We start from the raw sequence: 20,710 nt of genomic DNA on the forward strand, positions 1-20,710 counted from the left end.
CTCGCGTCACCTCCCGGCGCGGCCGCCCTTCGGTCGCGCCGGGACGCCCGGTCGTGGATACACCCGGGACTGTTTGACGCTGCCGAAGGCGAAGCTCGACTCGATCGACGCGATGCCGGGGATGGCGTGGATCCGGGTGCGCACGAGGGCCTCGTACGCCTCCAGGCTCTCGATGACGACCCGGAGCAGGTAGTCGCTGCTGCCGGCCATCAGATAGCAGTCCTGGATGTGATCGATGAGACCGATGTGCTCCTCGAAGACGTTGACGGCCTCGGCGGTGTGGCGCTCCAGCCTGATCCGTACGAAGACGGTGATCGGCAGCCCGAAGGCGACCTGGTCCACGGTGGCCGTGTAGCCGCTGATCAGGCCCGACTCCTCCAGGCGGCGCACGCGGCGCAGACAGGGGGAGGGGGACAGGCGGATCCGGTCGGCGAGGTCCTGGTTGGTCAGCCGGCCGTCCGCCTGCAACTCGTGGATGATCTCGAAGTCCACGGCGTCCATCGTCACTCCTTGGCAGATTCTGCCCTCACGCTATGTCTGGAGGGCAGAACTGGCAATCATCTGCCCCGGTGCAAGCTCTAGCGTTGCCTGTCGGGGCAAACACCGGCTTTCGGTTCCGCCCGTACGTCGAGAGCGGGAGGAACCGTCGGTGGTCGCACCACAATCGGTCGCGTCGGAATCGGAGCGGACGCCGGGGTCGCGGGTGCTCGCCGCCGCCGGTCCCCGGGGCCTGTCCCCCCAGGGCGTGGGCATGGTCGCGTTGGCGCTCACGGTGATGATCTGGGCCGCGTTCGCCCTCAGCGCCCGCGCGCTGAGCGCCTCCACGCTGCTGCCCGCCGACGCCGCCCTGCTGCGGTTCGGTGTGCCCCTCGTGGTCCTGGCGCCCGCGCTGTGGCGGCGCCGGCGTCGGCTGGCCGCGGTCCGGCCGGGTCCCGCACTCAAGATCGTCTGCGGTGCGGGGGTGCCGTTCTTCCTCGCCGCCATGTACGGCGGATCGCTGACGTCGGCCGCCTTCGTCGGGGCGATCGTGCCCGGCATGGTCCCGCTGTTCGTCTCCGCCCTCGTGGTCGCCGGCGGGAAGCGCGCGCCGCGCGGGACGCAGGCGGCCGGTCTCGCCCTCATCGTGGCCGGGGTCGTGGCCCTGGTCTGGCGCTACACCGCCGCCCTCGACGCCGACGTCCTGCTCGGTACGGGAACGCTGCTCGTCGCCAGCGGTCTGTGGGCCCTGTACACCGTGGGGCTGCGCGAGGTGGACCTCGACCCCGTCGGCTCGATCGGCCTGCTGTGCCTGCCGTCCTTCGCCGTCATCGCGCTCCTCGCCCTGACCGGCGTCCTGCCCACCGGTCTCGCCCGGGCGGCCGGCGGCGACATCCTGCTCTTCCTCGTCGTCCAGGGCCTGGGCGTCGGCCTCTGCGCCGGTCTGCTGTACGCGTTCGCCATCCGCCGGCTCGGCCCCGAACGCAGCTCGGTCGTCGGCAGCCTCAGCCCGGTCGCCGTCGTCCTGCTCGCCGTGCCCCTGCTCGACGAGTCGCCGACCCTGCCCGTCGTGGTCGGCGTCCCCCTCATCACCCTCGGCGTCGCACTCGCCAACCGGCGCCCCCGAACCAAGGTCTCCCCCGATGCTTGAGCTTCTTCCCGCCCCGCCCGCGGACCCGCTGTGGGACCTGGCGGCCGAGTTCGCCGCCGACCCGCGCCCCGAGCGCCTCGACCTCGTCCTCGGCGTCTACCGCGACGCCACCGGGGTCACCCCGGTCATGGCGGCGGTCAGGGAGGCCGAGATACAGCTGGCGGAACGTTCCGGCACCAAGGAGTACCTCGGCCTGTCGGGCAACACCGCCTTCAACCGGGCCATGCTGTCGCTCGTACTGGGCTCCGAGGAGCTCATGGGACGGGCGACCAGCGTGCAGACCGTGGCCGGCACCGGGGCCCTGCGGCTCCTCGCCGACCTCGTCCAGCAGACGCGCCCCGGCGCCACCGTGTGGATCAGCGACCCCGCGTACGTCAACCACCGCCCCATCCTGGAAGGCGCCGGGCTCACCGTCCGGACCTACCGGTGGCGCGACGACACCGGCCGACCGGACACCGAGGGCATGCTCGACGACCTGGCCGGCGCACGCCGCGGCGACGTCGTCCTGCTCCAGGGCTGCTGCCACAACCCCACCGGCGTGGACCCCTCCTCCGGCACGTGGGAGCAGCTCGCCGCACTCGCCGAGGCGAACGGCTGGGTCCCCTTCGTCGACCTCGCCTACCACGGCCTCGGCGACGGCCTCGCCGCCGACCTGGCACCGACCCGGATGCTGGCCGAACGGCTTCCCGAGGTGCTGATCGCCGTCAGCTGCTCGAAGAACTTCGGCCTCTACAGCGACCGCACCGGATGCGCCATCGTCCTCGGCTCGTCGAGGCGGACCCTGCGGCACGTCGAGACCGCCCTGCAGAACGCCGCCCGCACCCTGTACTCGATGCCGCCCGACCACGGTGCCGCGATCGTCGCCACCGTCCTGGACGACGAGCACCTGCGGACGGAGTGGCTCGCGGAGCTCGGCGCGATGCGCCACCGGATCGCGGCCAACAGGACCGACCTCGTCGCCCACCTCCGTGCCCTCGGGCACGAGGAGGAGGCCCGTTCCCTCGCCCGGCAGAAGGGCATGTTCTCGATGCTGCCCCTCACTCCGGACGGGATGCGACGGATGCGCCGTCAGTCCGGCATCTACGGAACGGCCGCCGGGCGCATCAACATCGCGGGCGTCCCCGCGCACCGCATCCCCTTCCTGGCCCACGGCATCGCCACCGCCCTGCAGACGCCCCGCACCGCCCGGTCCGTCTGAGCGGCCTACCCGGCGCCGAGCAGGGCGGGCAGGTCGGCGAAGGAGTCGAGCACGTGGTCGGGTGTCCCCGAGGCGTCGCGGTGCGTCTCGGGAAGGTACTTCCCCGTCTTCACCAGGACGCCGGTGATGCCCGACCGCTGGGCGGCCAGCACGTCGGACTCGACGTCGTCGCCGACCATCAGCGCCTCCGACGCCTCGACGCCGAGGTGCGCGAGGGCGCTCGCGAAGAACGCCGGCGCCGGCTTGCCCGTCACCTCCGCCTCGGTACGGGCGGCCTTCTCCAGCCCTTCGAGAAACGCCCCGGTGTCCAGGTCGAGGCCGGCCTCGGTGCGCCAGTACAGATTCCGGTGCATCGCCACCAACCGCGCTCCGCCCCGCAGTTGCCGGAAGACCCGGTTGAGCGCCTCGTAGCCGAACTCGCTCCCCGCACCCCCGAGCACGACGACCTCCGCGTCACCCTCGTCGACGAGCGTGACCCCCGCCAGGTCGTCCCGCACGTCTCCGCTGTTGAGCAGGAGGCAGCGCGCGCCGGGGAAGTGCTCCCGCAGATACGCCGCCGTGGCCGCCGGCGCGGTCAGAACGTCTTCGGCACCCACGGGAAAGCCCAGGCCGGCCAGCCGCGAGGCGATCACGGCCCGCGTCCGAGACGTGTTGTTCGTGACCAGCGCCACGGCGAGCCCCGCGGCCCGCAGCTGCTCCATGGCCCGGACCGCTCCGGGCAGCGCCTTCCAGGAAACGGTGAGGACACCGTCGATGTCGACCAGGACGGCCCGGATTCCCTCCATGAACCCGACCGTAACCCAGGCACCCACCGACCGCCCCTCCCCGCTCCCGACCGCCCGACCCGGCTGTCCTGTCGCCACGGCAGGAAAGCCGGCAAGGGGTCGGCGCGAGTTCGGCGACAGGCGCCGGGCGCTCCCGGCACCTCGTCCGAGCCCGAGGGCTGACGAGTCCCGGCCCGAAGGCTGACGAGCGCCCCGCCGCCTTCTCGGCCCGGGCCCGAGGATGACCGGCGAGGGACTGCGGTGGATGACCACGTGGGCCACGTGGCCGAGATGAGGGCCGACGGGGACCTTCCTCGTGCGACGTCCCACGATGAGGAGATCCGCGTCCCGTGACGCCTCGAGGCGGGCAGCGTCCGGCTGTGCAGGAAGCGCAGGGGCAGGCCGGTGCGAGCGGCCTCCGCGAACGCGAACCCGAGCAGGCCCTCGCACGGGTGGTGGATGTCGACGCCGACCACGATCCCGTCGTGAGGCGGTCCCATCCGCTCACCCTCCGCGCGCACCGGGGCGACCGGTTGCCGGGCCGCTCCGACGACGGCGAGGGACACCGAGCCGACGACGAAGCCGAGGAGGCCGCCCAAGCCGCGCGATCCGAGCACCGTCGGATCCGCCGCGCCGGCCGCGGCGGTCAGTACCTCGGCCGCCCTGCCGTGGGCCCGTTCGATGAACACCTCCAGATCGGGGTACTCCTTCCGCGCCTGCTCCGCCGTCTCCGTCAGGAGGCTCTCGGCCCGCCCGACGGAGGGGCCGGGCAGGTCTCGATCAGGGCCGAACGGCCCATCCCAGGAGGACCACCACGGTGCCAGCGTGGAGTTGCCCCTCCGGCCCAGTGCCCGGGAGGCGTACTCCGCGGGAGGAACCATGAGCAGCGAGATCCTCGCCCGACCGGACCTCGGCGACGTCCTCGTGGGAGTCGACGGCTCCCCCTCCGCGCGCACGGCCGCGCTCTGGGCCGCCGCCGAGGCGGACCGCCGGGACCGTTCCCTGTGCCTCGTCCACGCCGCCGACACCGACCGGCGCGCCTACTGGAGCGACGCCGAGACGATGCAGGCGGTACGGGAAGCAGCGCGCGACCTGCTGGACGGCACCGCGACCGCGGTCCACGAGCGTTTTCCGGACCTCGTGGTCACCAGAAGACTCGTCCGCCGGGAGCCGGTCGCCGGGCTCCAGGAGGTCGCCGGAGACCGGGGGACGATCGTCGTGGGCAGCAGGGGCCTCGGCGGCTTCTCCGCCCTCATGCTCGGATCCGTCGGTCTGGGCGTCGCGGCGCGTGCCGAGGTGCCCGTGATCGTCGTACGCGGGGGAGACGAGCGACCTGAGACGGGCTCGGTGACGGCGGCCGTGCACGGCGCCGCGGACCTGGACTGGCTCCTGCTGGCCGCCGCCGAGGCCGAGGCCCGCAAGGCGGCCCTGCGCATCGTGAGCGTATGGAACGTGCTGACCCATGTCGGCAGTGTCGCGAGCATGCTCGACGACCTCGACGGGATCGCCCGTCAGCGCGTGCACGAGGTGAAGGCCCTCGCCGACCGGGTCCGCGAGGCCCACCCCGGGCTGATCGTCGGGCACCACGTGGAGACCGGCACGAGCACCCCGGGCATCCTGATCGAGGCGAGCGGCCACACCGACCTGCTGGTGATGGGCCGCGGCCGCCGCACGCTCGGCCTCGGACCGTCCCTGGGCCGCGTCGCCCACGCGGTCATCCACCACTCCCGCTGCCCGGTGGAGGTCGTCCCCTCCGCCTTCGTCACATAGGTGGGGCAGCCGTGAGCGACGTCCTGGCCGGCATCGACCCCCGCGAACTGTCCGTCCCGGCCCTCGTCTGGGCCGCCGACGAAGCCGTCCGCAGAAGCGCGAGGCTGCGCATGGTCGTCGCCGTCCCCCCGGTCCACGACCGGTTCTGGTACGCCGCCGTCGCCCACCAGGGCTCCCTGCGCAGCCGAGCGGAGGCGGCGCTCGTCAACGCCGAGGACCTCGTACGGGAGCTGCACGACGGGCTGTGGACCGCGACGGAGCTCGTCGACGGCGCCCCCGCGACCGTGCTGTGCGACCGGGCACCCGGTGCGGCACTCGCCGTGGTCGGCTCCCGCCGCCTGGGCAGGGCCGCCGAGGTCCTCGGCGAGGGCTCGGTGGCCGTACCGCTGGCGGCACGCGCCGACTGCCCCGTCGTCGTGATCCGCGCACCGGAGCACACGTCCGTCCACCCGCCGCTGATCGTGGTCGGCGTGGACGGCAGCGGGGACTGCGGGGCAGCCGTCGCCTTCGCCGCGGCGGAGGCGAGCCTGCGCGAGGCACGGCTCGTGGCGGCCTGGGTGTGGCCCCGTGGCCCGCTGTCCCACGGAGGCGGGGCCGAGGGCCTGACCGACCGCCGCCGACTGCTCGCCGAGTCGGTGGCCGGCTGCGCGGACCGCTACCCGGACGTCGACGTGGAACAGGTGATCCTGCGTGGACACCCCGTCGAGGAACTCGTCCACGCCTCCCGCGAGGCCCTCGCGGTCGTCGTCGGACGCAGGGGGCGCGGGGGCCGCTCCGGCATGCGGCTCGGTTCCACGGTCCGCGGACTGCTGCACCGCGCCGCCTGCCCCGTGGTCACTGTTCCGCTCCCCGGGACGGGAGCGGCGGACGGCACCGCTTCCGGGGCCGACCGGCCCCGGTCCCGTACGGACCGACCGGCCCCGACGGGCTGACCCCCTCGGCACTGGGGCTTCCCGCTCCCGGGCGGCACAGTGGGAGGACAGGAACGGCCCCGGACAGCGGTCCGGATCTCCCGAAGGGGTGAGGACGATGCAGCGGATCCGGATCGGCCGCCGCCCTCGACGGACCCGTCGGCCCCACCCCCTCGACCTGCGGACGCCTTCCGGCCGCCCGCTCCCGTACTGAGCGCGGCCGGACGGCTTCGCCGCGATCGAGCGGCAGACAGCCGAGGCGGAGCCGCCCCTCGCCAGCACCTCGGAAGAACGGAGTGATCATGCCCCGCAAGACACGACGCCGTCTCGCCCGCGACTCGGAGCCGAGTCCCCGTGGCGGGCGGTGGGCGGCGACGGACGAGCTGTCGCCGCAGCGGCCCGGGACCGTCCCGCGTTCCGCGGCGACGAACGGGCGCCCCCGGCGTCCGGTGCACACGATCCAGGTGTCCGCAGCTTTCCTCTGAGGAGCAGAACGATGACCGGAGACAAGGTGGAACGCAGGCACAGCCGCTTCCCCGACTTCAACGACTGGTTCAACCGGGAATTCCCGGGGCTGCCCGGATGGCGCCCCGGCACCGCGGCCCACTCCATCCCCGTGGAGGTGACCGGCGCCGGGAACGCGTACGTACTCCGGGCAGAACTGCCCGGCATGGACCCCGAGGACATCGCGATCACCGTCGACGACGACCTCATCACGGTGAGCGCCGAGCACAGCGAGAGCACGGAGGACAAGGAACACTCGGAGTTCCGCTACGGATCGTTCCGCAGGACGGTACGACTCCCGGTGACGATCCCGGACGACGTCGACGCCTCGTACCAGGACGGCATCCTCACCATCCGGATCCCGATGCCCGAGGAGAAGGCCGAGACCCGACGGACCATCCCCGTGCGGCGAGCCGACGACACCGGAGGGGGACGGAAGTCATGAACGCCAAGCGCGTCCTGGTCGCCTACGGCAGCAAACACGGCGCGACCGCGGGCATCGCCGACGAGATCGGCAAGGCGCTCCGGGCCGACGGCATCGACGCGGTCGTCCTGCCGGCCGACACCGTCACCGACGTCAGCGGTTACGACGGGGTCGTCCTGGGCGGCGCCCTCTACGCCGGACGCTGGAACGGCAAGGCGCGACGGTGCGCCCGGCGCAACGCCGAGCAACTCCGCGACAGGCCCCTGTGGCTCTTCAGCAGCGGGCCCGTCGACAGCTCCGCCGAGCAGCGCGACATCCCGCCCGTTCCCGGGGTCGCGCGTCGTATGAGGAAGCTCGGCGCACGGGAGCACGTCACGTTCGGCGGCGCCGTGACCGCCGAGACGTCCGGGCGCATCGCCCGATCCATGGTCCGTCACGGCAAGGGCGGAGACTTCCGGAACCCGACGCGGGTCCAGGCATGGGCCCACCACATCGGAACCGAGCTCGGTACCGCACGCTGAGCGCACCGCCGAGACGTCCGGCGGGCGTCCCGTCCCGGAGGTGAACCATGTCGCACCAGGAGTCGTCGGCCCCCGAGCCCACCGTGCCCGGGCGCGGGTCCGCCAGGCGTGCCGCTCTGGTCCTCGTCCTTGCGATCGCCCTGATCTGCGGCGCCGTGGCCGCCGGGATCATGTGGCGCACCGGGGCCAGGGCCGACCGGGACATCGCCGCACACCGCCACCAGGTGCGGGCGACCACCACCGCGCGGTCCGAGGACCCGCCGACCGCCGTCCGGCCGGGCGCCGAGCCGCAGTCCGTCGCACCGGCCGTCTGGGAGTACCCGGACCACGTCCGCAGGTCCGGACCCGTCCACGTCCCGCCCAGGACGCCTCGGGGCCGCGCCGTCACCATCTGGGTGGACGACAGCGGAGCTCCGGCACGCCCGCCGGACACCACCGCGGACCTCGCGCTGAGCGCCATCGCGGGCGGAACGGCTGTGGCGGGCGCCGCGGGGGCCACGGCGGCGGGCGCACTCGTCCTCGTCCGACGCAGCACCGAAGGCCGACGGCTCGCGGTCTGGGAGCGGGAGTGGGAACAGGTGGAACCCGTCTGGTCCGGCCGGCTCCGGCGGGGCAGCGGTCCGGGGGCGGACGATGTCTGATCGCAGCCACGGTCGAGCGAAGTCCGGCGCAGGGCGTGCTCTTCCCCCCGCCGCCGACCGGCGGCGCCGTCAGCGGAGATCCGTCCCCGACTCCTCGCCGCCCTGGTCGAGCCGGGACGGCGGATACGCGTCGGTCATGGGGCTCGCGTAGGCGGCGACCCTCAGGATCCATCGGTTCAGGCCGACGATCAGGGCGAACAGGTCACGGGGATACCGTTCTGCGAAGGCCAGGGCGAAGCCCGCGATGAGGGTGAGCAGGGTGATCAGACCACCGCCCCGCCAGCCGGCGCGCATGCCCCCGGCGAAGAAGGCGAGCACCAGGTGGTGGGGAATGGCGAGCAGCCACCACTTGACCAGGACCTGCACGCGCGAGAGGCGCTCCGGGTAGGCGATGTCGAGCCTGGCCAGACAGCCGCAGTGGTCCAGATGGGCATGGGTGACGACCACGGCGTCGACGTCCGCGGCGTCGCGGGCGAACCGCTCCCGGTGGCGGCGCCGCAGGGCCGCGAAACCCTGGAAGAGACCGCAGTCGAGGAGGATCTGCGCGTGGTCGCTCTCGACCAGGAACTTGCTGCCGGTGACCGTGCCCACCCCGCCCAGGAAGCTGAGCAGAGCCGGTCGCGGGGCCGTGGGCGCGGGGGTCGGGGCTGCCTCGGACATGGCCGGCCCTCCTTCGGAAGGTGATCCGCTCTCCACCGTCGCAGCGGATCGCGCGGCATGCAGGGCCCGACCGGTCCCCTGGTGGGGGCCGATCGGCACGTGCGCCGCCGCGGCACGACGGCCGAGCCTGATCGAGGAGGACACCCGAACGCACCGAAGGAAGTGGGTGGGCGCCATGAAGGCAGCCGTCTTCGAGGGACCGGGCCCGATCGCCTGGCGGGACGTGCCCGACCCGGGAATCAAGGATCCCGGCGACGCGATCGTCAGGGTCGACGTCGTCACCATCTGCGGTACCGATCTCCACATCCTCAAGGGCGACGTGCCCGAGGTGACGCCCGGCCGGGTGCTCGGCCACGAGGCCGTGGGCACGGTGGTCGAGACCGGCCGGGACGTCCGTTCCGTACGGCCGGGGGACCGCGTCCTGATCTCCTGCATCTCGGCCTGCGGCCGCTGTCGTTCCTGCCGCGAGGGCCGCTACGGCCAGTGCGTCGGAGGAGGAGGCTGGGTCCTCGGACACACCGTCGACGGCACGCAGGCGGAGTACGTACGGGTGCCGTTCGCCGACCTGTCCGTGCACCCGCTGCCGAACGCGGTCGACAGCTTCGACGCCGTCCTGCTCGCGGACGTCTTCCCCACCTCCTACGAGGTGGGCGTCCTCAACGGCGGGGTACGGCCGGCCGACACGGTCGTCGTGGTCGGCGCGGGCCCCATCGGCCTCGCCGCCATCGCCACGGCACGGCTCTACAGCCCCGGTCGCATCATCGCCGTCGACCTCGCCGAGTCCCGGCTCGCCGCCGCGCGCACGCTCGGCGCCGATGCCACCGTGACCGTCGGCGAAGGCCCGGAGCAGCTCGTCGAGGATCTGACGGACGGCCTGGGTGCCGATGTCGCCATCGAGGCGGTCGGGGTCCCCGAGACCTTCGAGATGTGCACCCGCATGGTCCGGCCCGGCGGCCGGGTCGCGAACATCGGCGTCCACGGCAAGCCCGCGGTCCTGCACCTCGAAGACCTGTGGATCAGGGACGTCACCATCACCACCGGCCTCGTGGACACGTCGTCCACCCCGATGCTGCTGCGCATGATGGCCGCCGGCCGGCTGCCGACGGCGGATCTGGTCACCCACCGCTTCGAACTGGCGCAGATGGAGGAGGCGTACGACGTGTTCGGCCGCGCGGCCGACACCGGTGCCCTGAAGGTCACACTCGGCGGCCCGCAGCACACGGCCCTCCAGGCCCCCGCACCTCCAGTGGTCGGATGAACGACCGACGCACGGGTTCCCGCCTCCGCGGGGTGCCGTGTTCGACACCGACGGTGTTCTGCTCGACTCCGCCGCCGTGGACGCGGCGGCGTGGAAGAGCGCGTTCGACGCCCGTCTCGACCGACCGACGCCCGAGGAAGGCGGGCGGGCGCCGTTCGACACGGACGCCGGGTACCGGCGGTTCGTCGACGGCAGGTCGCGGCACGACGGCGCCGAAGCGTTCCTGACCGCCCGTGGCATCCGCCTCCCACCAGGAGCGCCCGGAGACCCGCCTGGCTGCGACACCGTCCGGGCCGCGGCGGCCGGCAAGGAGCAGGCCTTCCAGGACGCTCTCGACCGCGTACCGGTCGCCTGCTACGAGGACGCCGAGGAGGCACTGGCCGTCCTGCGCTCCCTCGGTGTGCCCTGTGCCGCCGTGTCGGCGTCCCGGCACGCCCGGGCCCTGCTCGACACCGCCGGGCTCGTCCCGTTCCTCGCCGTCGTCACGGGTTCCGGCCTCGTCGAGGCCCCCGCTCGCCGTCGTGCTCCCGGGCGAACGGCGGTTCGAGGTCGCACCGGGAGAGGAGCGCTGGTTCCGCCTGTGATCCGGGGCCGCGACGTGGGCGACCGGTGGGGAAGGCCACTCAGTCGAAGGCGAGCACCTCGGAGACAGGCCTCCGCGGGGTGGCGCGGCCCCGGGGGCCGTAGCCCAGGCGGATCATCATGTGGACGTAGCCGATCGGGGAACTCGGGTCGCGCGCGTCGGCGCGGAGTTCGGGCCATTCGAGGGGCTGGGACATGAGGGAGGTGGAGAGACCGTCGAGGGTGGCCCTGAGCAGTACGTGCTGCATCGCCTGGCCCGCCTCCAGCCAGTCCCCCGGGGTGTCCGTGGTCGTCCCCAGGAGGGCGATCAGGGGGCGCTTCTCGAATCGGAGGGAGGGCCGGCCGGTCGCACGGCGGGCGAGGTCGAAGTCCCGGACCGGAGAGGTCACGTCGTACTGCCGTGGGCCGAGGGCGTACGAGGGGATGCCCTCGTGCGCACTGTCCTCCTCGGCCGCGCCCGTCCGGATCCAGGCGGCGATCTCCGCCCGGACCGAGGCGTCCGCGGCTTCGAAGAGTTCGGAGGCATGCACGAGGTCCATGACGGTGTCGGTGTGCCACGCTCCCGGCAGGACCAGGCGACACCCTTCCAGGAGGGCGGCGGCCTGGAGGCCGTCCAGGATCTCCGGGGGTATCCGCTCGTCGGTGAAGGGGAACCGGCTGGTGTGCCTGCTCCGCAGGGCAGGGCGGAGTGCGGCCAGGTCGTCGTCGACGGGGGCCTTCCGCATCTGCACGTCGGCGAGGTGCCAGGGGTCGTCACGACGGGGCAGCAGTCGGGTCACGGCCCTCCGGCCGTGGTGAGCGGCGGCGACGCGCAGGTTGAACAGGGCGGCGCCGCAGCCGAGATGGAGGGCGCGGTGGTCGGGGTCCTCGCGCGGCATCTCGCGCGAGGGGTCGCCGTGCAGCTCGACGGTGTCGGTGCCGGTGCGGTGGACGAACTTCCACGGCTGGGCGTTGTGCATCGACGGTGCGGTGATGGCGTCCTCGACCATCGACGTCACGAGCGCCCGGGGCAGATCGGTGGTGGTCACGGCTCTTCCTGCCTGTGTGCGGGGTTCAAGGGATTCATTCGAAGGTGTCGTGTGCGGTCCGCGCGGCGGGGGCGAACCGGGTGCCGTCCTCCTGGGCGGTGATCCGGTCCACGACCGCGACGACGCCGTCGACGCGCTCGGTGAGGTTCACGAGCATCCGTGCCTGGCTCTGCCACCGGAGGCGGCCCGCCAGGGTCACCACACCGTCCAGGACGTGCACGTCCACCGCGTCACCGGGCAGGCCCATGACGTCGGAGAGGACGTCCTCGCGCACGTGGTGCCGTATCTCCGCGTCCGGACGGAGGTACACGCACAGCAGATCGCGCCGGGTCACGATGCCCACCAGCCGCTCCTCCTCGTCGACCACCGGAAGGCGCTCGACTCCGCGCCGCACCATCAGGCGGGCCGCGTCCGCCACCGACTGCTCGGCATGCACGGTGACGGCCGGCTCGGTCATCAGGGCCCGCGCGGTCGGCTCCCGGGCGGCCAGCAGGTCGCTCTCGGACACGACGCCGAGCACGTGGTCGTCCCCGTCCACGACGGGGACTCCGGTGATGTCGTGTTCGGCGAGCAGCTTCGCCACTTCCTTGAACGTGGTCTCAGGGGTGGCCGAGACCACGTTGCCGGTCATCAGGCCGCCGACCTTCATGTGCCTCATCGTCGCGCCTCCTGTTCGCGCGTGCCGCTGCCGTGCGCTGTTCCGTGTCACCACCCTGATCGGACGGCCGGCGCTCTGCGAGGGCCGAACGGTCCACAGCGGGACCCGACCGGACTCCGAACCGGCCCGCGCCCCCGAGGGACCTTTGGTCCCCGTATTGCCCCCAGCGGCCCTCCGCCGGCGCCGTCATCCGCCGTGAGGGTGGAGAGCAGTCCTACGAATCGGACTCCCATCGGTTGGACTCCCGCGGACCGGACGAAGAGGAGCCATGGACGGAACCAGGGACGGTCCCGGCCCGGGCAGGGTCGTCGTCGGCGTGGACGGGTCGCTGTCCGCCCAGGCAGCGGTGATGTGGGCGGCGCACGAGGCGGTGCTGCGCGGTGGCACCCTGTGCCTCGTCCACGCGACGGACGTCGAAGCGGCGTCCCGGTTCCTTGCCCCGACGGAGGCCGGCCGGGCCAGGCAGGCCGGTCGGGAACTGCTCGACCGGACCGCGGAGACCGTCGCGGCACGTCACCCCGACCTCGTGGTCGTCACGGAACTCGGCGGAGGCTCGCCCGTCGAAGCCCTGCGCGGTGCCGCCGCGCTGAGCGGCACGATCGTGGTCGGGCACCGGGGCCGCGGCGGGTTCTCCTCCCTGCTGCTCGGATCGGTCGGCCTCGAACTCGCCGCCGACGCCACCACACCGGTGGTCGTCGTGCGCGGAGCCGTGGAGGGTGCCGAAGCGGGGGCCGTCCTCGTGGCGGTCAGGGACGAGAACGACGTGGACCGCGCGAGGGCGGCGGCCCGCGAGGCTCTGCTGCGCAAGGTGCCGCTGAGACTCCTGCACGTGTGGGGCACGGACCCCCACGCCGGGGTACGGGGCGCGCTGCGCAACGGCACGGTCGGGGACGCTGGCGCGCACGTGCGCGCGTTGGTGGAGGTCATCGACCGGATCCGGGAGGAGTTCCCGGAACTCGCACTGGACGCCGAGGGCGAGAAGAGCCGCAGCGTGCCCGGCGCGCTCGTGGAGGCGTCACGCCGAGCCGACCTCCTGGTCGTCGGCGGCCGGCGGGCGCCCGGATACCTCGGGCCGACGCTCGGCCGGACCACGCTGGGCCTGTTGCAGCACGCCCACTGCCCGGTGGAGCTGATCCCACGGCACGGACCTGGACACGGGAGCACATCATGACCAGCACGCTCGGACACCGCGACATCGTCATCGGCCTCGACCCCGTCCGGAACTGGCACCTCGCACTGGCCTGGGCCGCCGACGAGGCCCACCGGCGTCTCCGCGCACTGCGCCTCGTCGTCGCCGTACCGCCCTCGCACGACCTCCCTCAGGGCGAGGACACCGCTCGGCGCCACGCACGGGCGGTCGCGGGAGAGGACGTGCTGCGCGTCGCCTCGGCCTGGGCGCAGGACCGGCAGCCCGACGTCCGCGTGACCACGGCCCTTCTCGCCGGGGCCCCGGCGAAGGCTTTGGCCGGCCTGTCGCGGGAGGCCGCCATGGTGGTGCTCGGCTCCCGGCACCTCAGCCGCACCGAGGAGTTCCTGAGCGCGGGCTCCCTCGTGGTCCCGGTCGCCGCCCAGGCGCGGTGCCCCGTGGTCGTCGTGGGCGATGCCGAGCACAGCACACAGGACCCGCCCTACCTGGTCGTCGGCGTCGACGGCAGCCCATCCTCCCGGGCCGCGCTGGCCCTCGCCTTCGAGGAGGCGGACCTCAGGCGCTGCGCGCTGCGCGCCATCGCCGTCTGGGCCCCGCCCGTCTTCACCCTGCACACCGGCGACACCCTGTTCCACGCCGAGCGCCGGATGCTCTCCGAGACCACGGCCGGATGGGCGGAGAAGTACCCCGACGTCCGGCTCACCCACGAGGTCCTCATCGGCTCGCCCGTCGAGATCCTCGCGGAAGCGGCCGAGCACGCCCTGGCCGTCGTCGTCGGCCGCCGTGGCCGGGGCGGGTACTCGGGAATGCGCCTCGGCTCCGTCGTCCACGGGCTCCTGCACCGCGCCCACTGCCCGGTGATCACCGTCCCCGCCGAGTGAGGCCGCCATGACGTCCTCGGCCACCCTGTCGGTCGGCGCGGCAACCGGCCTCACCACCGCAGAGGCCGCCCGCCGGCTCGCCGACACCGGCCCCAACGAGGGGGGCGGCGAGGAAGTCCCCATGGCTCCGCACCCGGGTCCCGGCACAGCTGCGAGACCCACTGATCATGGCGTTGCTTGGGGCCGTCGTGCTCACGCTCGCCATCGGTGACCATCCCGACGTCCTCGTTCTCGGCGAGGGGACATCGTCGCCGCCGACGCCGAACTCGCCGAGGCGTCCGCGCTGCTCCCGGACGAGTCGATGCTCACGGGGGAATCGGCGCCCGTGGACAAGGCGACCGGGCACGGGCTGAGCGCGGGCACGGTCGTCGTACGGGGCAGGGGAGTGGCCACGGTCACGGCGACGGGCCCCGCCAGTGCGCTCGGCCGCATCACGGCCCTCCTCGACGAGCGCCGCGAACCGACGGCCGCCGCAGCGGCGTCTCGCCGCCCTCGGACGGGTTCTCGCCGCCGTGACGCTCGCCCTGTGCGTGCTGGTCCTCGCCCTCGGCCTGGTACGAGGGCTGCCCCTGGGCACGATGGCGGCCACCGCCATCGGCCTGGCCGTGGCGGCCGTCCCCGACTCCCCGCCCGCCGTCGTCACCCTCGGCTGGTCCGGCACCGGCATCGCCCTCACCTGCGCGCCGGCCGGATTCCTCGCGGCACGCCTGGTCCGGACCGCGTTCAGGCCGCCCTGCCCGGCAGGAAAGGATCGGGCATCCGGGCTACCGTGAAACCGGGCGCGACGGGCGTCGTGCACGCGCTCGACGCGACCGGAGGCTTCGATGGGCCGGGAGAACACCGAGTCCGCGGACGCGCGGCCGCCACGACTGAGACTGGACGAACTCCTCGACGAGCTCCAGGCGCGCATCGACGAGGTGCGGGGCACCAGGGACCGGCTCAACGGGCTCCTGGAAGCGGTCATGTCGGTCGGTCGCGGGCTCGACCTGCCCCAGGTGCTGCGCGGCATCGTGGAGGCGGCGGTCTCCCTGGTGGACGCCGAGTACGGGGCCCTGGGCGTCATCGGCGACGACCGGAAGCTCTCCGAATTCGTCCCCGTCGGCATCGGCGAGGAGTTGCGCGAGCGGATCGGGGCCCTGCCGTCCGGCCACGGCATCCTCGGCGAGCTGATCCGCAACCCGCGGCCGCTGCGCCTCTCGGAGCTGTCCGAGCACTCCGCCTCGTACGGCTTCCCGGCCCACCATCCGCCGATGCACACGTTCCTCGGCGTCCCGATCCGCGTGCGCGACGAGGTGTTCGGGAACCTCTACCTCACGGAGAAGCGCGGCGGGGCCGACTTCGACGCGGAGGACGAGACCGTCGTCACGACCCTGGCCGTCGCGGCCGGCATCGCCATCGAGAACGCCCGCCTCTACGAGGAGGGACGGCTGCGTCAGCGCTGGCTGGCCGCGAGTTCCGACTTCACCAGCGCTCTCCTGTCCGGCGCGGAGGAGACCGAGGTCCTCGGCGGCATGTTGGAGCGGGCCGTGGACATCGCCGGTGCCGACATCGGGGTTTTCTACCTGGTCGGACCGGGCGGTGAGCTCCGTGGATCCCTGGCCAGCGGCGAGGGCGCCGAGGCACACCGGGATGTCGTGCTGCCCAGCGTCGAGGGAACCCTCGCCGCAGCGGCCCTGACCCAGGACGGGCTCATCACCGTGGCCGACGTGAGGAAGGACCCTCGCATCACGGTGCAGCCCGAACGCTGGAAGGGGTTCGGGCCGGCGGTGGCCGTCACCCTGGGCACGAAGGAACGGCTGAGCGGTGTGCTCATCCTCGCGCGGTCCGCGGGACGCTCCCCCTTCACGGGCGTGGAGATCAGCGTCCTGCCCGGCTTCGCCGGGCAGGCGGCCCTCGCCCTCGAACTGGCCGACCGGCGGCGCGACGCCGAGCAGGTCAGCCTCCTGGAGGACCGCGACCGGATCGCCCGCGACCTGCACGACCTCGCGATCCAGCGGCTGTTCGCCACCGGCATGACCCTGCAGAGCGCACGCCGGTTCGTCGAGCACCCGGAGGCCGTGGACCGGCTGACCCGGGCGATCGACGACCTCGACTCCACCATCAAGATCATCCGCTCGACCATCTTCGGCCTGCGCGAGCACGACACTCCCGGGACGGCGCCGAAGCTCAGGAACCGCGTCGTGAAGGCGGTCGACGCGGCCGTGCCGACGCTCGGATTCGCCCCGGCGCTGCGTATGGAAGGCCTCCTCGACACGGACGTGCCGCCCGACGCGGCCGACGAGGTGGTCGCGGTCATCGGCGAAGCCCTCACCAACGTGGCGCGCCACGCGAACGCACACCGCGCGGAGGTGTCCGTCGTCGTCGAGGAAGGCGTCCTCGCGGTGACGGTGAGCGACGACGGAGTGGGCGTGCGACCGGGCGGCGCGCGCAGCGGACTGCGGAACCTCGCCGAACGGGCCGAACGCCTGCACGGTGACCTGTCGATCCGCGCGCGGCCGGAACCGGCCGGAGGCACGCTGCTCGAATGGCGTGTTCCCCTGCCGGCCGAACGCGACTGAGACGCCGCCCTACTTCTCGCCCGCGTCGTGCTCGTGGGCTTGTGCGGCGATCACGGCCGCCTGCACGCGCCGCTCCACACCCAGCTTGCCGAGCAGCCGCGAGATGTGGTTCTTGACCGTCTTCTCCGACAAGTACAGCTGCTTGGCGATCTGCCGGTTGGTGAGCCCCTCGCCGATCAGGTCGAGCACCGAACGTTCCCGCTCGGACAGCACCGTGAGCCGCTCGTCCTCCGGCGGCTCGGCGGCTGCGGGATCCCGTAGCGAGTGCATGAGCCGGGCGGTGGTGGCGGGGTCGAGCATCGACTGGCCCGTGGCCACGGTCCGTACCGCCGACACCAGATCGGAGCCCTTGATCTGCTTGAGCACGTACCCTGCGGCCCCGGCCATGATCGCGTCGATGAGGGCGTCCTCGTCGTCGAACGAGGTCAGCATCAGGCATGCGAGCTCGGGCATCCGTGACCGCAGCTCGCGGCAGAGCGAGATCCCGTCGCCGTCCGGCAGCCGTACGTCGAGCACGGCCACCTCCGGCCGCAGCGCGGGCCCCCTGGCCAGCGCCTGGTCCACGCTCGACGCCTCCCCGACGACCTCCATGTCGGACTCGTCGTCGATCAGGTCACGCAGGCCCCGTCGGACCACTTCGTGATCGTCCACGAGGAAGACACGCGTGGGCGGTGCGGCTGCCGGCAGCTCGGTCATGGCGACCCCTGTGGTCGATGGGTTCCTGCCCGCCCCTACGAGGATTGTCCGTCGAGATCCATGCGTACGTCGACCACGCCCTCCACGGCCCGCACGGCGCGCGCGAGCAGCGGCACCAGCGCCCGGTCGAGGAGCGCACCACGCAGGGTGGCCACACCCTCCACCACGGCGACGTCCAACTCCGCGAGGGCGGCCGACCCGCCCAGTACCGTACGGCGGATCTCCGCCTCGATCTCCTCGTCCTTGCGCAGGAACACCTTGAGCAGGTCGCTGCGGCTGACGACCCCCTCCAGCATCCCGATCCCGTTCACCACCGGCAGCCGCTTCACCTGCCGCCGCGCCATGATCCGCGCGGCCTCGGCGAGCGAGGCGTCAGGATGCACGGTCACGGCCGGGCTCGACATGAGCTCCACGGCGCGCACGGCCCCGGCCTTGGCGGCTTCGGGGAACTCCTCCGGGCGCGGTTCGACGCCCCGGAACTCCTCCTTGGGCAGCAGGTCCGCCTCCGATACGACCCCGATGACGCGCCCCTCGCCCTCGAGGACGGGCAGCGCGCTCACCTTCCACTCGTCCATGAGCGCGACGATCTCCTTGTAGGGCGCGTCACGGCCGATCGCGATGGCGGTGTGCGTCATGACGTCACTGACGGTGTAGCGCGAGGAGGGCATCCTGTGCTCCTCAGGACGGAGGCTTCGCCGGGTCTTCCCTACCGAGTCTCCCCCTGCGAGCCGTTCCTGAGGAGGGCCGGACGGCCCCCCTCGGGCCCGTCTCTCGGTTGGCTGCCCTGGGGAGCGCCGTACACCCTGGGCATGGTGATCTCCCTGATCGTCTGCGGGTTCTTCGGCGGCGCGAGGGCCTGCGTGCTGATGACCCGGGTGCCGGTTTCCTGGGGGCCCCGGCCGGCTTCGTCAGCACGCGCCTCACGACACCCTGCTTGATTCCTTGCCGATAGGGGTGGTCGAGGAGGAGGAGACCGGGGAAGGCGCATTCCCGGTCCAGGTCTCGCTCCGGTGTCCACGGCCGACCGGCCGGTCGTCTGCGAGGCCGGAAACCGGTTGCCCGGTTCCTCGACGGCTCGCTGTGCGAACACGAGGTCATCATGTGCCTGATCGCGCCGCGAGAGGAGCGCCCCGACGGCGGGGAAGGCGGTCAGCCTGTGTTCCAGCCGCGCGATCTGAGCGGAGGGCTCTTCCAACGTGGCGACGAATGAAGCGAGTCGGGCGGCACGCTCCGCGCTGAGCCGCTGAGCGAGTTCGGCCTGCCGGCTCCGAAGCTCTCCTCGCAGGGCGGTCGCGGTGTCGAGGTCGACGGCCGTGCGGGAGATGACCTCGTTGCTTGAGTCAGAGCTGCCACCTCGTCGGTGAACCTCTTCCATCCTGGGGTGCAGGGGTGAAATGGGCTGGTCAGCGAGGGTGGTGACGCGGCAGGGCCCCTCGTCGCCGGCGTGGTGGTCTCACTCGTCACACCGGCGACCGAGGGGCTCTGTTGGCTCCGTATCGAGCCGTGCTCGACGTCCCGTACGAGCTCGTCGAGCATGTCTCCCGGCTGATCTACGCCCGAAGGCGTGAACTGAACTCACCGTGGAGACGGCTCGGCCGCTTCACGCAGACCCTCCTCGCACTGGCCCGTCTTCGTAAGAACGAGACGTTCGCCCGGCTCGCGGCCGGGTTCGGCGTCTCGACCGCGACGGCCTGGCGCTACGTCGACGAGACGATCGAGGTGCTCGCCGCCTGGGCACCGGGCCTGCACGAAGCCCTCACCGGACTGGGCGAGGGCGACTTCGTCACAGACACGGGAACGGCCACGAGCGGTAGGAGACCCAGGGCCGCCGTACCCCCCCTGCTTCCCCGGCCTGGTCCGGGGCGGGTGACGGTCTGCCCCTCCGCCGGGGTAGCCCGTGTACGGGCCGCCCCACGGACGCGTCTTCCCGGCGGTGCGGTCAGACCGCCGCCGGAGCGAAGCGGTGGAGTTCGTCCGCGCCCGGCTGTACGACGCCGTAGCTGTTCTCCGGCACCTCGTTCCAGGCGCCCGGCAGATCTCCCAGGGGCTCGGAGACGACGAGGCGGGTCTCCTCCGAGATGTCACGCAGGAACGCGACGTCGGGGTGGAGGCGGCGCAGGGCGTCGACGCGGCTGCTGTAGAAGAGCGAGCGGGACGCCCGGGCGGTGGAGTAGCGGAAGACCCAGACGCGCTCGCCGTCGGTGAGGGCGAGCGTCATCTGGAGGGGGTGTTCCACCCCGTGATCGCGTCCGACCCGCTCCACGACGCCCGCCATCCTGGCGACGGCCGCGGGCGGGTCGTCGTCGAGGCCGTAGGTGAGGGCCAGGTAGAACATGACCTCGGAGTCCGTGGTGCCCTCGATGTCGGCGTAGAGCGCGGGGTCGACGAGCAGGGTCAGGTCGCGGCGCAGCAGCGGGAAACCCGCGATGGCGCCGTTGTGCATGAACATCCAGCGGCCGTGCCGGAAGGGGTGGCAGTTCGACTGCTGCACGGCCGTGCCGGTCGAGGCCCTGATGTGGGCGAAGAAGAGCGGGGACTCGACGTGGTCCGCCAGCTCGCGCAGATTGCGGTTGTTCCACGCGGGCCCGATCTCCCGCAGCAGCGCGGGGGTGCCGGTGTGCTCCGAGTACCAGCCGATGCCGAATCCGTCGCCGTTGGTCGTCTCCACGCCCATCTTGGAGTGCAGGCTCTGGTCGATCAGAGAGTGGGCGGGCTGGTAGAGGAGCGTTTCGAGCAGCACCGGCGTCCCCCGGTACGCGAGCCACCTGCACATACGCGATCACCTGAATCCCTGTGCGGCACCGGTCCGGCACGCCGTCCGGTCCTCTCATTCTCGGCCCCGCCGCTCCGGGAGGCCACAGCGGCGGTGTCCCCGGCGGTGT

The 20,710-nt window shown here is 72.9% G+C and carries 21 protein-coding genes and 4 pseudogenes; 16 read left to right on the forward strand and 9 right to left on the reverse strand.

Annotated elements, in window-relative coordinates; translation table 11 throughout:
• Nucleotides 1–6: 6 nt before the first annotated feature.
• Entirely contained in the window at nt 7–501 is a 495-nt protein-coding gene (locus tag ACH4TP_RS13030) for an Lrp/AsnC family transcriptional regulator (RefSeq protein ID WP_041132895.1), read from the reverse strand.
• Between the two features lie 148 nt (nt 502–649).
• On the opposite strand from ACH4TP_RS13030, the gene ACH4TP_RS13035 reads away from it, so the two are divergent.
• The gene (locus ACH4TP_RS13035) at nt 650–1,627 is read left to right on the forward strand and encodes a DMT family transporter (RefSeq protein WP_398437571.1); all 978 of its coding nucleotides are present in this window, start codon (nt 650–652) and stop codon (nt 1,625–1,627) included.
• Complete coding sequence (locus ACH4TP_RS13040) at nt 1,620–2,825, forward strand: aromatic amino acid transaminase (RefSeq protein ID WP_398437573.1); 1,206 nt, start codon at nt 1,620–1,622, stop codon at nt 2,823–2,825. The genes ACH4TP_RS13035 and ACH4TP_RS13040 overlap by 8 nt, the downstream gene beginning before the upstream one ends.
• 5 nt (nt 2,826–2,830) lie before the next feature.
• Here the strand turns inward: ACH4TP_RS13040 and ACH4TP_RS13045 are convergent, their stop codons facing one another.
• A complete protein-coding gene (locus ACH4TP_RS13045; protein ID WP_398187864.1) occupies nt 2,831–3,610 on the reverse strand; it encodes a TIGR01458 family HAD-type hydrolase in 780 nt (259 codons plus the stop codon).
• A gap of 554 nt (nt 3,611–4,164) precedes the next feature.
• Nucleotides 4,165–4,470, reverse strand: a pseudogene (locus ACH4TP_RS13050) (hypothetical protein); the annotation flags it as partial.
• Between ACH4TP_RS13050 and ACH4TP_RS13055 the strand changes: the two are divergent.
• The 5 genes from ACH4TP_RS13055 (at nt 4,469) to ACH4TP_RS13075 (ending at nt 8,360) form a co-directional block, all read left to right on the forward strand.
• Nucleotides 4,469–5,359 (forward strand): universal stress protein, encoded by an 891-nt coding sequence (locus ACH4TP_RS13055; RefSeq protein WP_398437575.1) that lies wholly within the window; start codon nt 4,469–4,471, stop codon nt 5,357–5,359. The pseudogene ACH4TP_RS13050 and the gene ACH4TP_RS13055 overlap by 2 nt on opposite strands.
• Before the next feature lie 11 nt (nt 5,360–5,370).
• Nucleotides 5,371–6,291 carry a universal stress protein gene (locus tag ACH4TP_RS13060; RefSeq protein WP_398437577.1) on the forward strand — a complete coding sequence of 307 codons (921 nt, stop codon included), beginning with the start codon at nt 5,371–5,373 and terminating at the stop codon, nt 6,289–6,291.
• 475 nt (nt 6,292–6,766) lie between these two features.
• Nucleotides 6,767–7,219, forward strand: a complete 453-nt coding sequence (locus ACH4TP_RS13065; protein ID WP_389225325.1) for an Hsp20/alpha crystallin family protein — start codon at nt 6,767–6,769, stop codon at nt 7,217–7,219.
• Entirely contained in the window at nt 7,216–7,719 is a 504-nt protein-coding gene (locus ACH4TP_RS13070) for a flavodoxin domain-containing protein (RefSeq protein WP_389225324.1), read from the forward strand. Before ACH4TP_RS13065 ends, ACH4TP_RS13070 begins: the two co-directional genes overlap by 4 nt.
• A gap of 47 nt (nt 7,720–7,766) precedes the next feature.
• Nucleotides 7,767–8,360, forward strand: a complete 594-nt coding sequence (locus ACH4TP_RS13075; protein WP_398437580.1) for a hypothetical protein — start codon at nt 7,767–7,769, stop codon at nt 8,358–8,360.
• A 69-nt stretch (nt 8,361–8,429) separates the two neighbouring features.
• Here ACH4TP_RS13075 and ACH4TP_RS13080 read toward each other — a convergent pair whose 3' ends face one another.
• Nucleotides 8,430–9,305 (reverse strand): MBL fold metallo-hydrolase, encoded by an 876-nt coding sequence (locus ACH4TP_RS13080; protein WP_398437583.1) that lies wholly within the window; start codon nt 9,303–9,305, stop codon nt 8,430–8,432.
• Between ACH4TP_RS13080 and ACH4TP_RS13085 the strand changes: the two genes are divergently transcribed.
• Both ACH4TP_RS13085 and ACH4TP_RS13090 read left to right on the forward strand, forming a co-directional pair.
• Nucleotides 9,196–10,278 carry a zinc-dependent alcohol dehydrogenase family protein gene (locus ACH4TP_RS13085; RefSeq protein WP_398437585.1) on the forward strand — a complete coding sequence of 361 codons (1,083 nt, stop codon included), beginning with the start codon at nt 9,196–9,198 and terminating at the stop codon, nt 10,276–10,278. The genes ACH4TP_RS13080 and ACH4TP_RS13085 overlap by 110 nt on opposite strands.
• A gap of 76 nt (nt 10,279–10,354) precedes the next feature.
• Nucleotides 10,355–10,717, forward strand: a pseudogene (locus ACH4TP_RS13090) (hydrolase); the annotation flags it as partial.
• A 184-nt stretch (nt 10,718–10,901) separates the two neighbouring features.
• Here ACH4TP_RS13090 and ACH4TP_RS13095 read toward each other — a convergent pair.
• Together ACH4TP_RS13095 and ACH4TP_RS13100 are read right to left on the reverse strand one after the other, a co-directional pair.
• Nucleotides 10,902–11,888 (reverse strand): Acg family FMN-binding oxidoreductase, encoded by a 987-nt coding sequence (locus tag ACH4TP_RS13095; protein WP_398437587.1) that lies wholly within the window; start codon nt 11,886–11,888, stop codon nt 10,902–10,904.
• A gap of 34 nt (nt 11,889–11,922) precedes the next feature.
• A complete protein-coding gene (locus ACH4TP_RS13100) occupies nt 11,923–12,546 on the reverse strand; it encodes a CBS domain-containing protein (protein WP_398187744.1) in 624 nt (207 codons plus the stop codon).
• A gap of 268 nt (nt 12,547–12,814) precedes the next feature.
• Here ACH4TP_RS13100 and ACH4TP_RS13105 point away from each other — a divergent pair, with 268 nt between their 5' ends.
• The 6 genes and pseudogenes from ACH4TP_RS13105 to ACH4TP_RS13130 all read left to right on the forward strand — a co-directional run bounded on the left by ACH4TP_RS13105 (nt 12,815) and on the right by ACH4TP_RS13130 (nt 17,132).
• A complete protein-coding gene (locus tag ACH4TP_RS13105; RefSeq protein ID WP_398437589.1) occupies nt 12,815–13,717 on the forward strand; it encodes a universal stress protein in 903 nt (300 codons plus the stop codon).
• The gene (locus tag ACH4TP_RS13110) at nt 13,714–14,574 is read left to right on the forward strand and encodes a universal stress protein (RefSeq protein WP_398187750.1); all 861 of its coding nucleotides are present in this window, start codon (nt 13,714–13,716) and stop codon (nt 14,572–14,574) included. Before ACH4TP_RS13105 ends, ACH4TP_RS13110 begins: the two co-directional genes overlap by 4 nt.
• A 7-nt stretch (nt 14,575–14,581) precedes the next feature.
• Nucleotides 14,582–14,785, forward strand: coding sequence for a cation-transporting P-type ATPase (locus ACH4TP_RS13115; RefSeq protein WP_398437591.1), 204 nt, complete (start codon nt 14,582–14,584; stop codon nt 14,783–14,785).
• A 72-nt stretch (nt 14,786–14,857) separates the two neighbouring features.
• Nucleotides 14,858–14,977: pseudogene (locus tag ACH4TP_RS13120) on the forward strand (hypothetical protein); the annotation flags it as partial.
• Between the two features lie 109 nt (nt 14,978–15,086).
• Entirely contained in the window at nt 15,087–15,347 is a 261-nt protein-coding gene (locus tag ACH4TP_RS13125) for a hypothetical protein (protein ID WP_398437593.1), read from the forward strand.
• A 51-nt stretch (nt 15,348–15,398) separates the two neighbouring features.
• Entirely contained in the window at nt 15,399–17,132 is a 1,734-nt protein-coding gene (locus ACH4TP_RS13130; RefSeq protein ID WP_398437595.1) for a GAF domain-containing protein, read from the forward strand.
• 9 nt (nt 17,133–17,141) lie between these two features.
• Here ACH4TP_RS13130 and ACH4TP_RS13135 read toward each other — a convergent pair whose 3' ends face one another.
• Nucleotides 17,142–17,828 (reverse strand): response regulator, encoded by a 687-nt coding sequence (locus ACH4TP_RS13135; protein ID WP_398437597.1) that lies wholly within the window; start codon nt 17,826–17,828, stop codon nt 17,142–17,144.
• 35 nt (nt 17,829–17,863) lie between these two features.
• Complete coding sequence (locus ACH4TP_RS13140; RefSeq protein WP_398437599.1) at nt 17,864–18,496, reverse strand: CBS domain-containing protein; 633 nt, start codon at nt 18,494–18,496, stop codon at nt 17,864–17,866.
• Between the two features lie 776 nt (nt 18,497–19,272).
• Between ACH4TP_RS13140 and ACH4TP_RS13145 the strand changes: the two are divergent.
• Nucleotides 19,273–19,664, forward strand: a pseudogene (locus ACH4TP_RS13145) (transposase family protein); the annotation flags it as partial.
• A gap of 103 nt (nt 19,665–19,767) precedes the next feature.
• Here the strand turns inward: ACH4TP_RS13145 and ACH4TP_RS13150 are convergent.
• Nucleotides 19,768–20,601: a class II glutamine amidotransferase gene (locus tag ACH4TP_RS13150; RefSeq protein ID WP_389225300.1), complete on the reverse strand. Its 834-nt coding sequence runs from the start codon at nt 20,599–20,601 to the stop codon at nt 19,768–19,770.
• Between the last annotated feature and the right edge of the window lie 109 nt (nt 20,602–20,710).

Origin of the sequence: Streptomyces sp. NPDC021012 (genome assembly GCF_044333355.1) — a bacterium.
Lineage (GTDB): Bacteria > Actinomycetota > Actinomycetes > Streptomycetales > Streptomycetaceae > Streptomyces.

Coding starts and splice junctions, on each gene's coding strand:
- ACH4TP_RS13130 (WP_398437595.1), top strand. CDS start 15,399: ATGGGCCGGGAGAACACCGAGTCCGCGGACGCGCGGCCGCCACGACTG.
- ACH4TP_RS13085 (WP_398437585.1), top strand. CDS start 9,196: ATGAAGGCAGCCGTCTTCGAGGGACCGGGCCCGATCGCCTGGCGGGAC.
- ACH4TP_RS13055 (WP_398437575.1), top strand. CDS start 4,469: ATGAGCAGCGAGATCCTCGCCCGACCGGACCTCGGCGACGTCCTCGTG.
- ACH4TP_RS13075 (WP_398437580.1), top strand. CDS start 7,767: ATGTCGCACCAGGAGTCGTCGGCCCCCGAGCCCACCGTGCCCGGGCGC.
- ACH4TP_RS13150 (WP_389225300.1), bottom strand. CDS start 20,601: ATGTGCAGGTGGCTCGCGTACCGGGGGACGCCGGTGCTGCTCGAAACG.
- ACH4TP_RS13045 (WP_398187864.1), bottom strand. CDS start 3,610: ATGGAGGGAATCCGGGCCGTCCTGGTCGACATCGACGGTGTCCTCACC.
- ACH4TP_RS13100 (WP_398187744.1), bottom strand. CDS start 12,546: ATGAGGCACATGAAGGTCGGCGGCCTGATGACCGGCAACGTGGTCTCG.
- ACH4TP_RS13115 (WP_398437591.1), top strand. CDS start 14,582: ATGACGTCCTCGGCCACCCTGTCGGTCGGCGCGGCAACCGGCCTCACC.
- ACH4TP_RS13065 (WP_389225325.1), top strand. CDS start 6,767: ATGACCGGAGACAAGGTGGAACGCAGGCACAGCCGCTTCCCCGACTTC.
- ACH4TP_RS13135 (WP_398437597.1), bottom strand. CDS start 17,828: ATGACCGAGCTGCCGGCAGCCGCACCGCCCACGCGTGTCTTCCTCGTG.
- ACH4TP_RS13040 (WP_398437573.1), top strand. CDS start 1,620: ATGCTTGAGCTTCTTCCCGCCCCGCCCGCGGACCCGCTGTGGGACCTG.
- ACH4TP_RS13140 (WP_398437599.1), bottom strand. CDS start 18,496: ATGCCCTCCTCGCGCTACACCGTCAGTGACGTCATGACGCACACCGCC.
- ACH4TP_RS13070 (WP_389225324.1), top strand. CDS start 7,216: ATGAACGCCAAGCGCGTCCTGGTCGCCTACGGCAGCAAACACGGCGCG.
- ACH4TP_RS13105 (WP_398437589.1), top strand. CDS start 12,815: ATGGACGGAACCAGGGACGGTCCCGGCCCGGGCAGGGTCGTCGTCGGC.
- ACH4TP_RS13080 (WP_398437583.1), bottom strand. CDS start 9,305: ATGGTGACGACGTCGACCCTGACGATCGCGTCGCCGGGATCCTTGATT.
- ACH4TP_RS13110 (WP_398187750.1), top strand. CDS start 13,714: ATGACCAGCACGCTCGGACACCGCGACATCGTCATCGGCCTCGACCCC.
- ACH4TP_RS13030 (WP_041132895.1), bottom strand. CDS start 501: ATGGACGCCGTGGACTTCGAGATCATCCACGAGTTGCAGGCGGACGGC.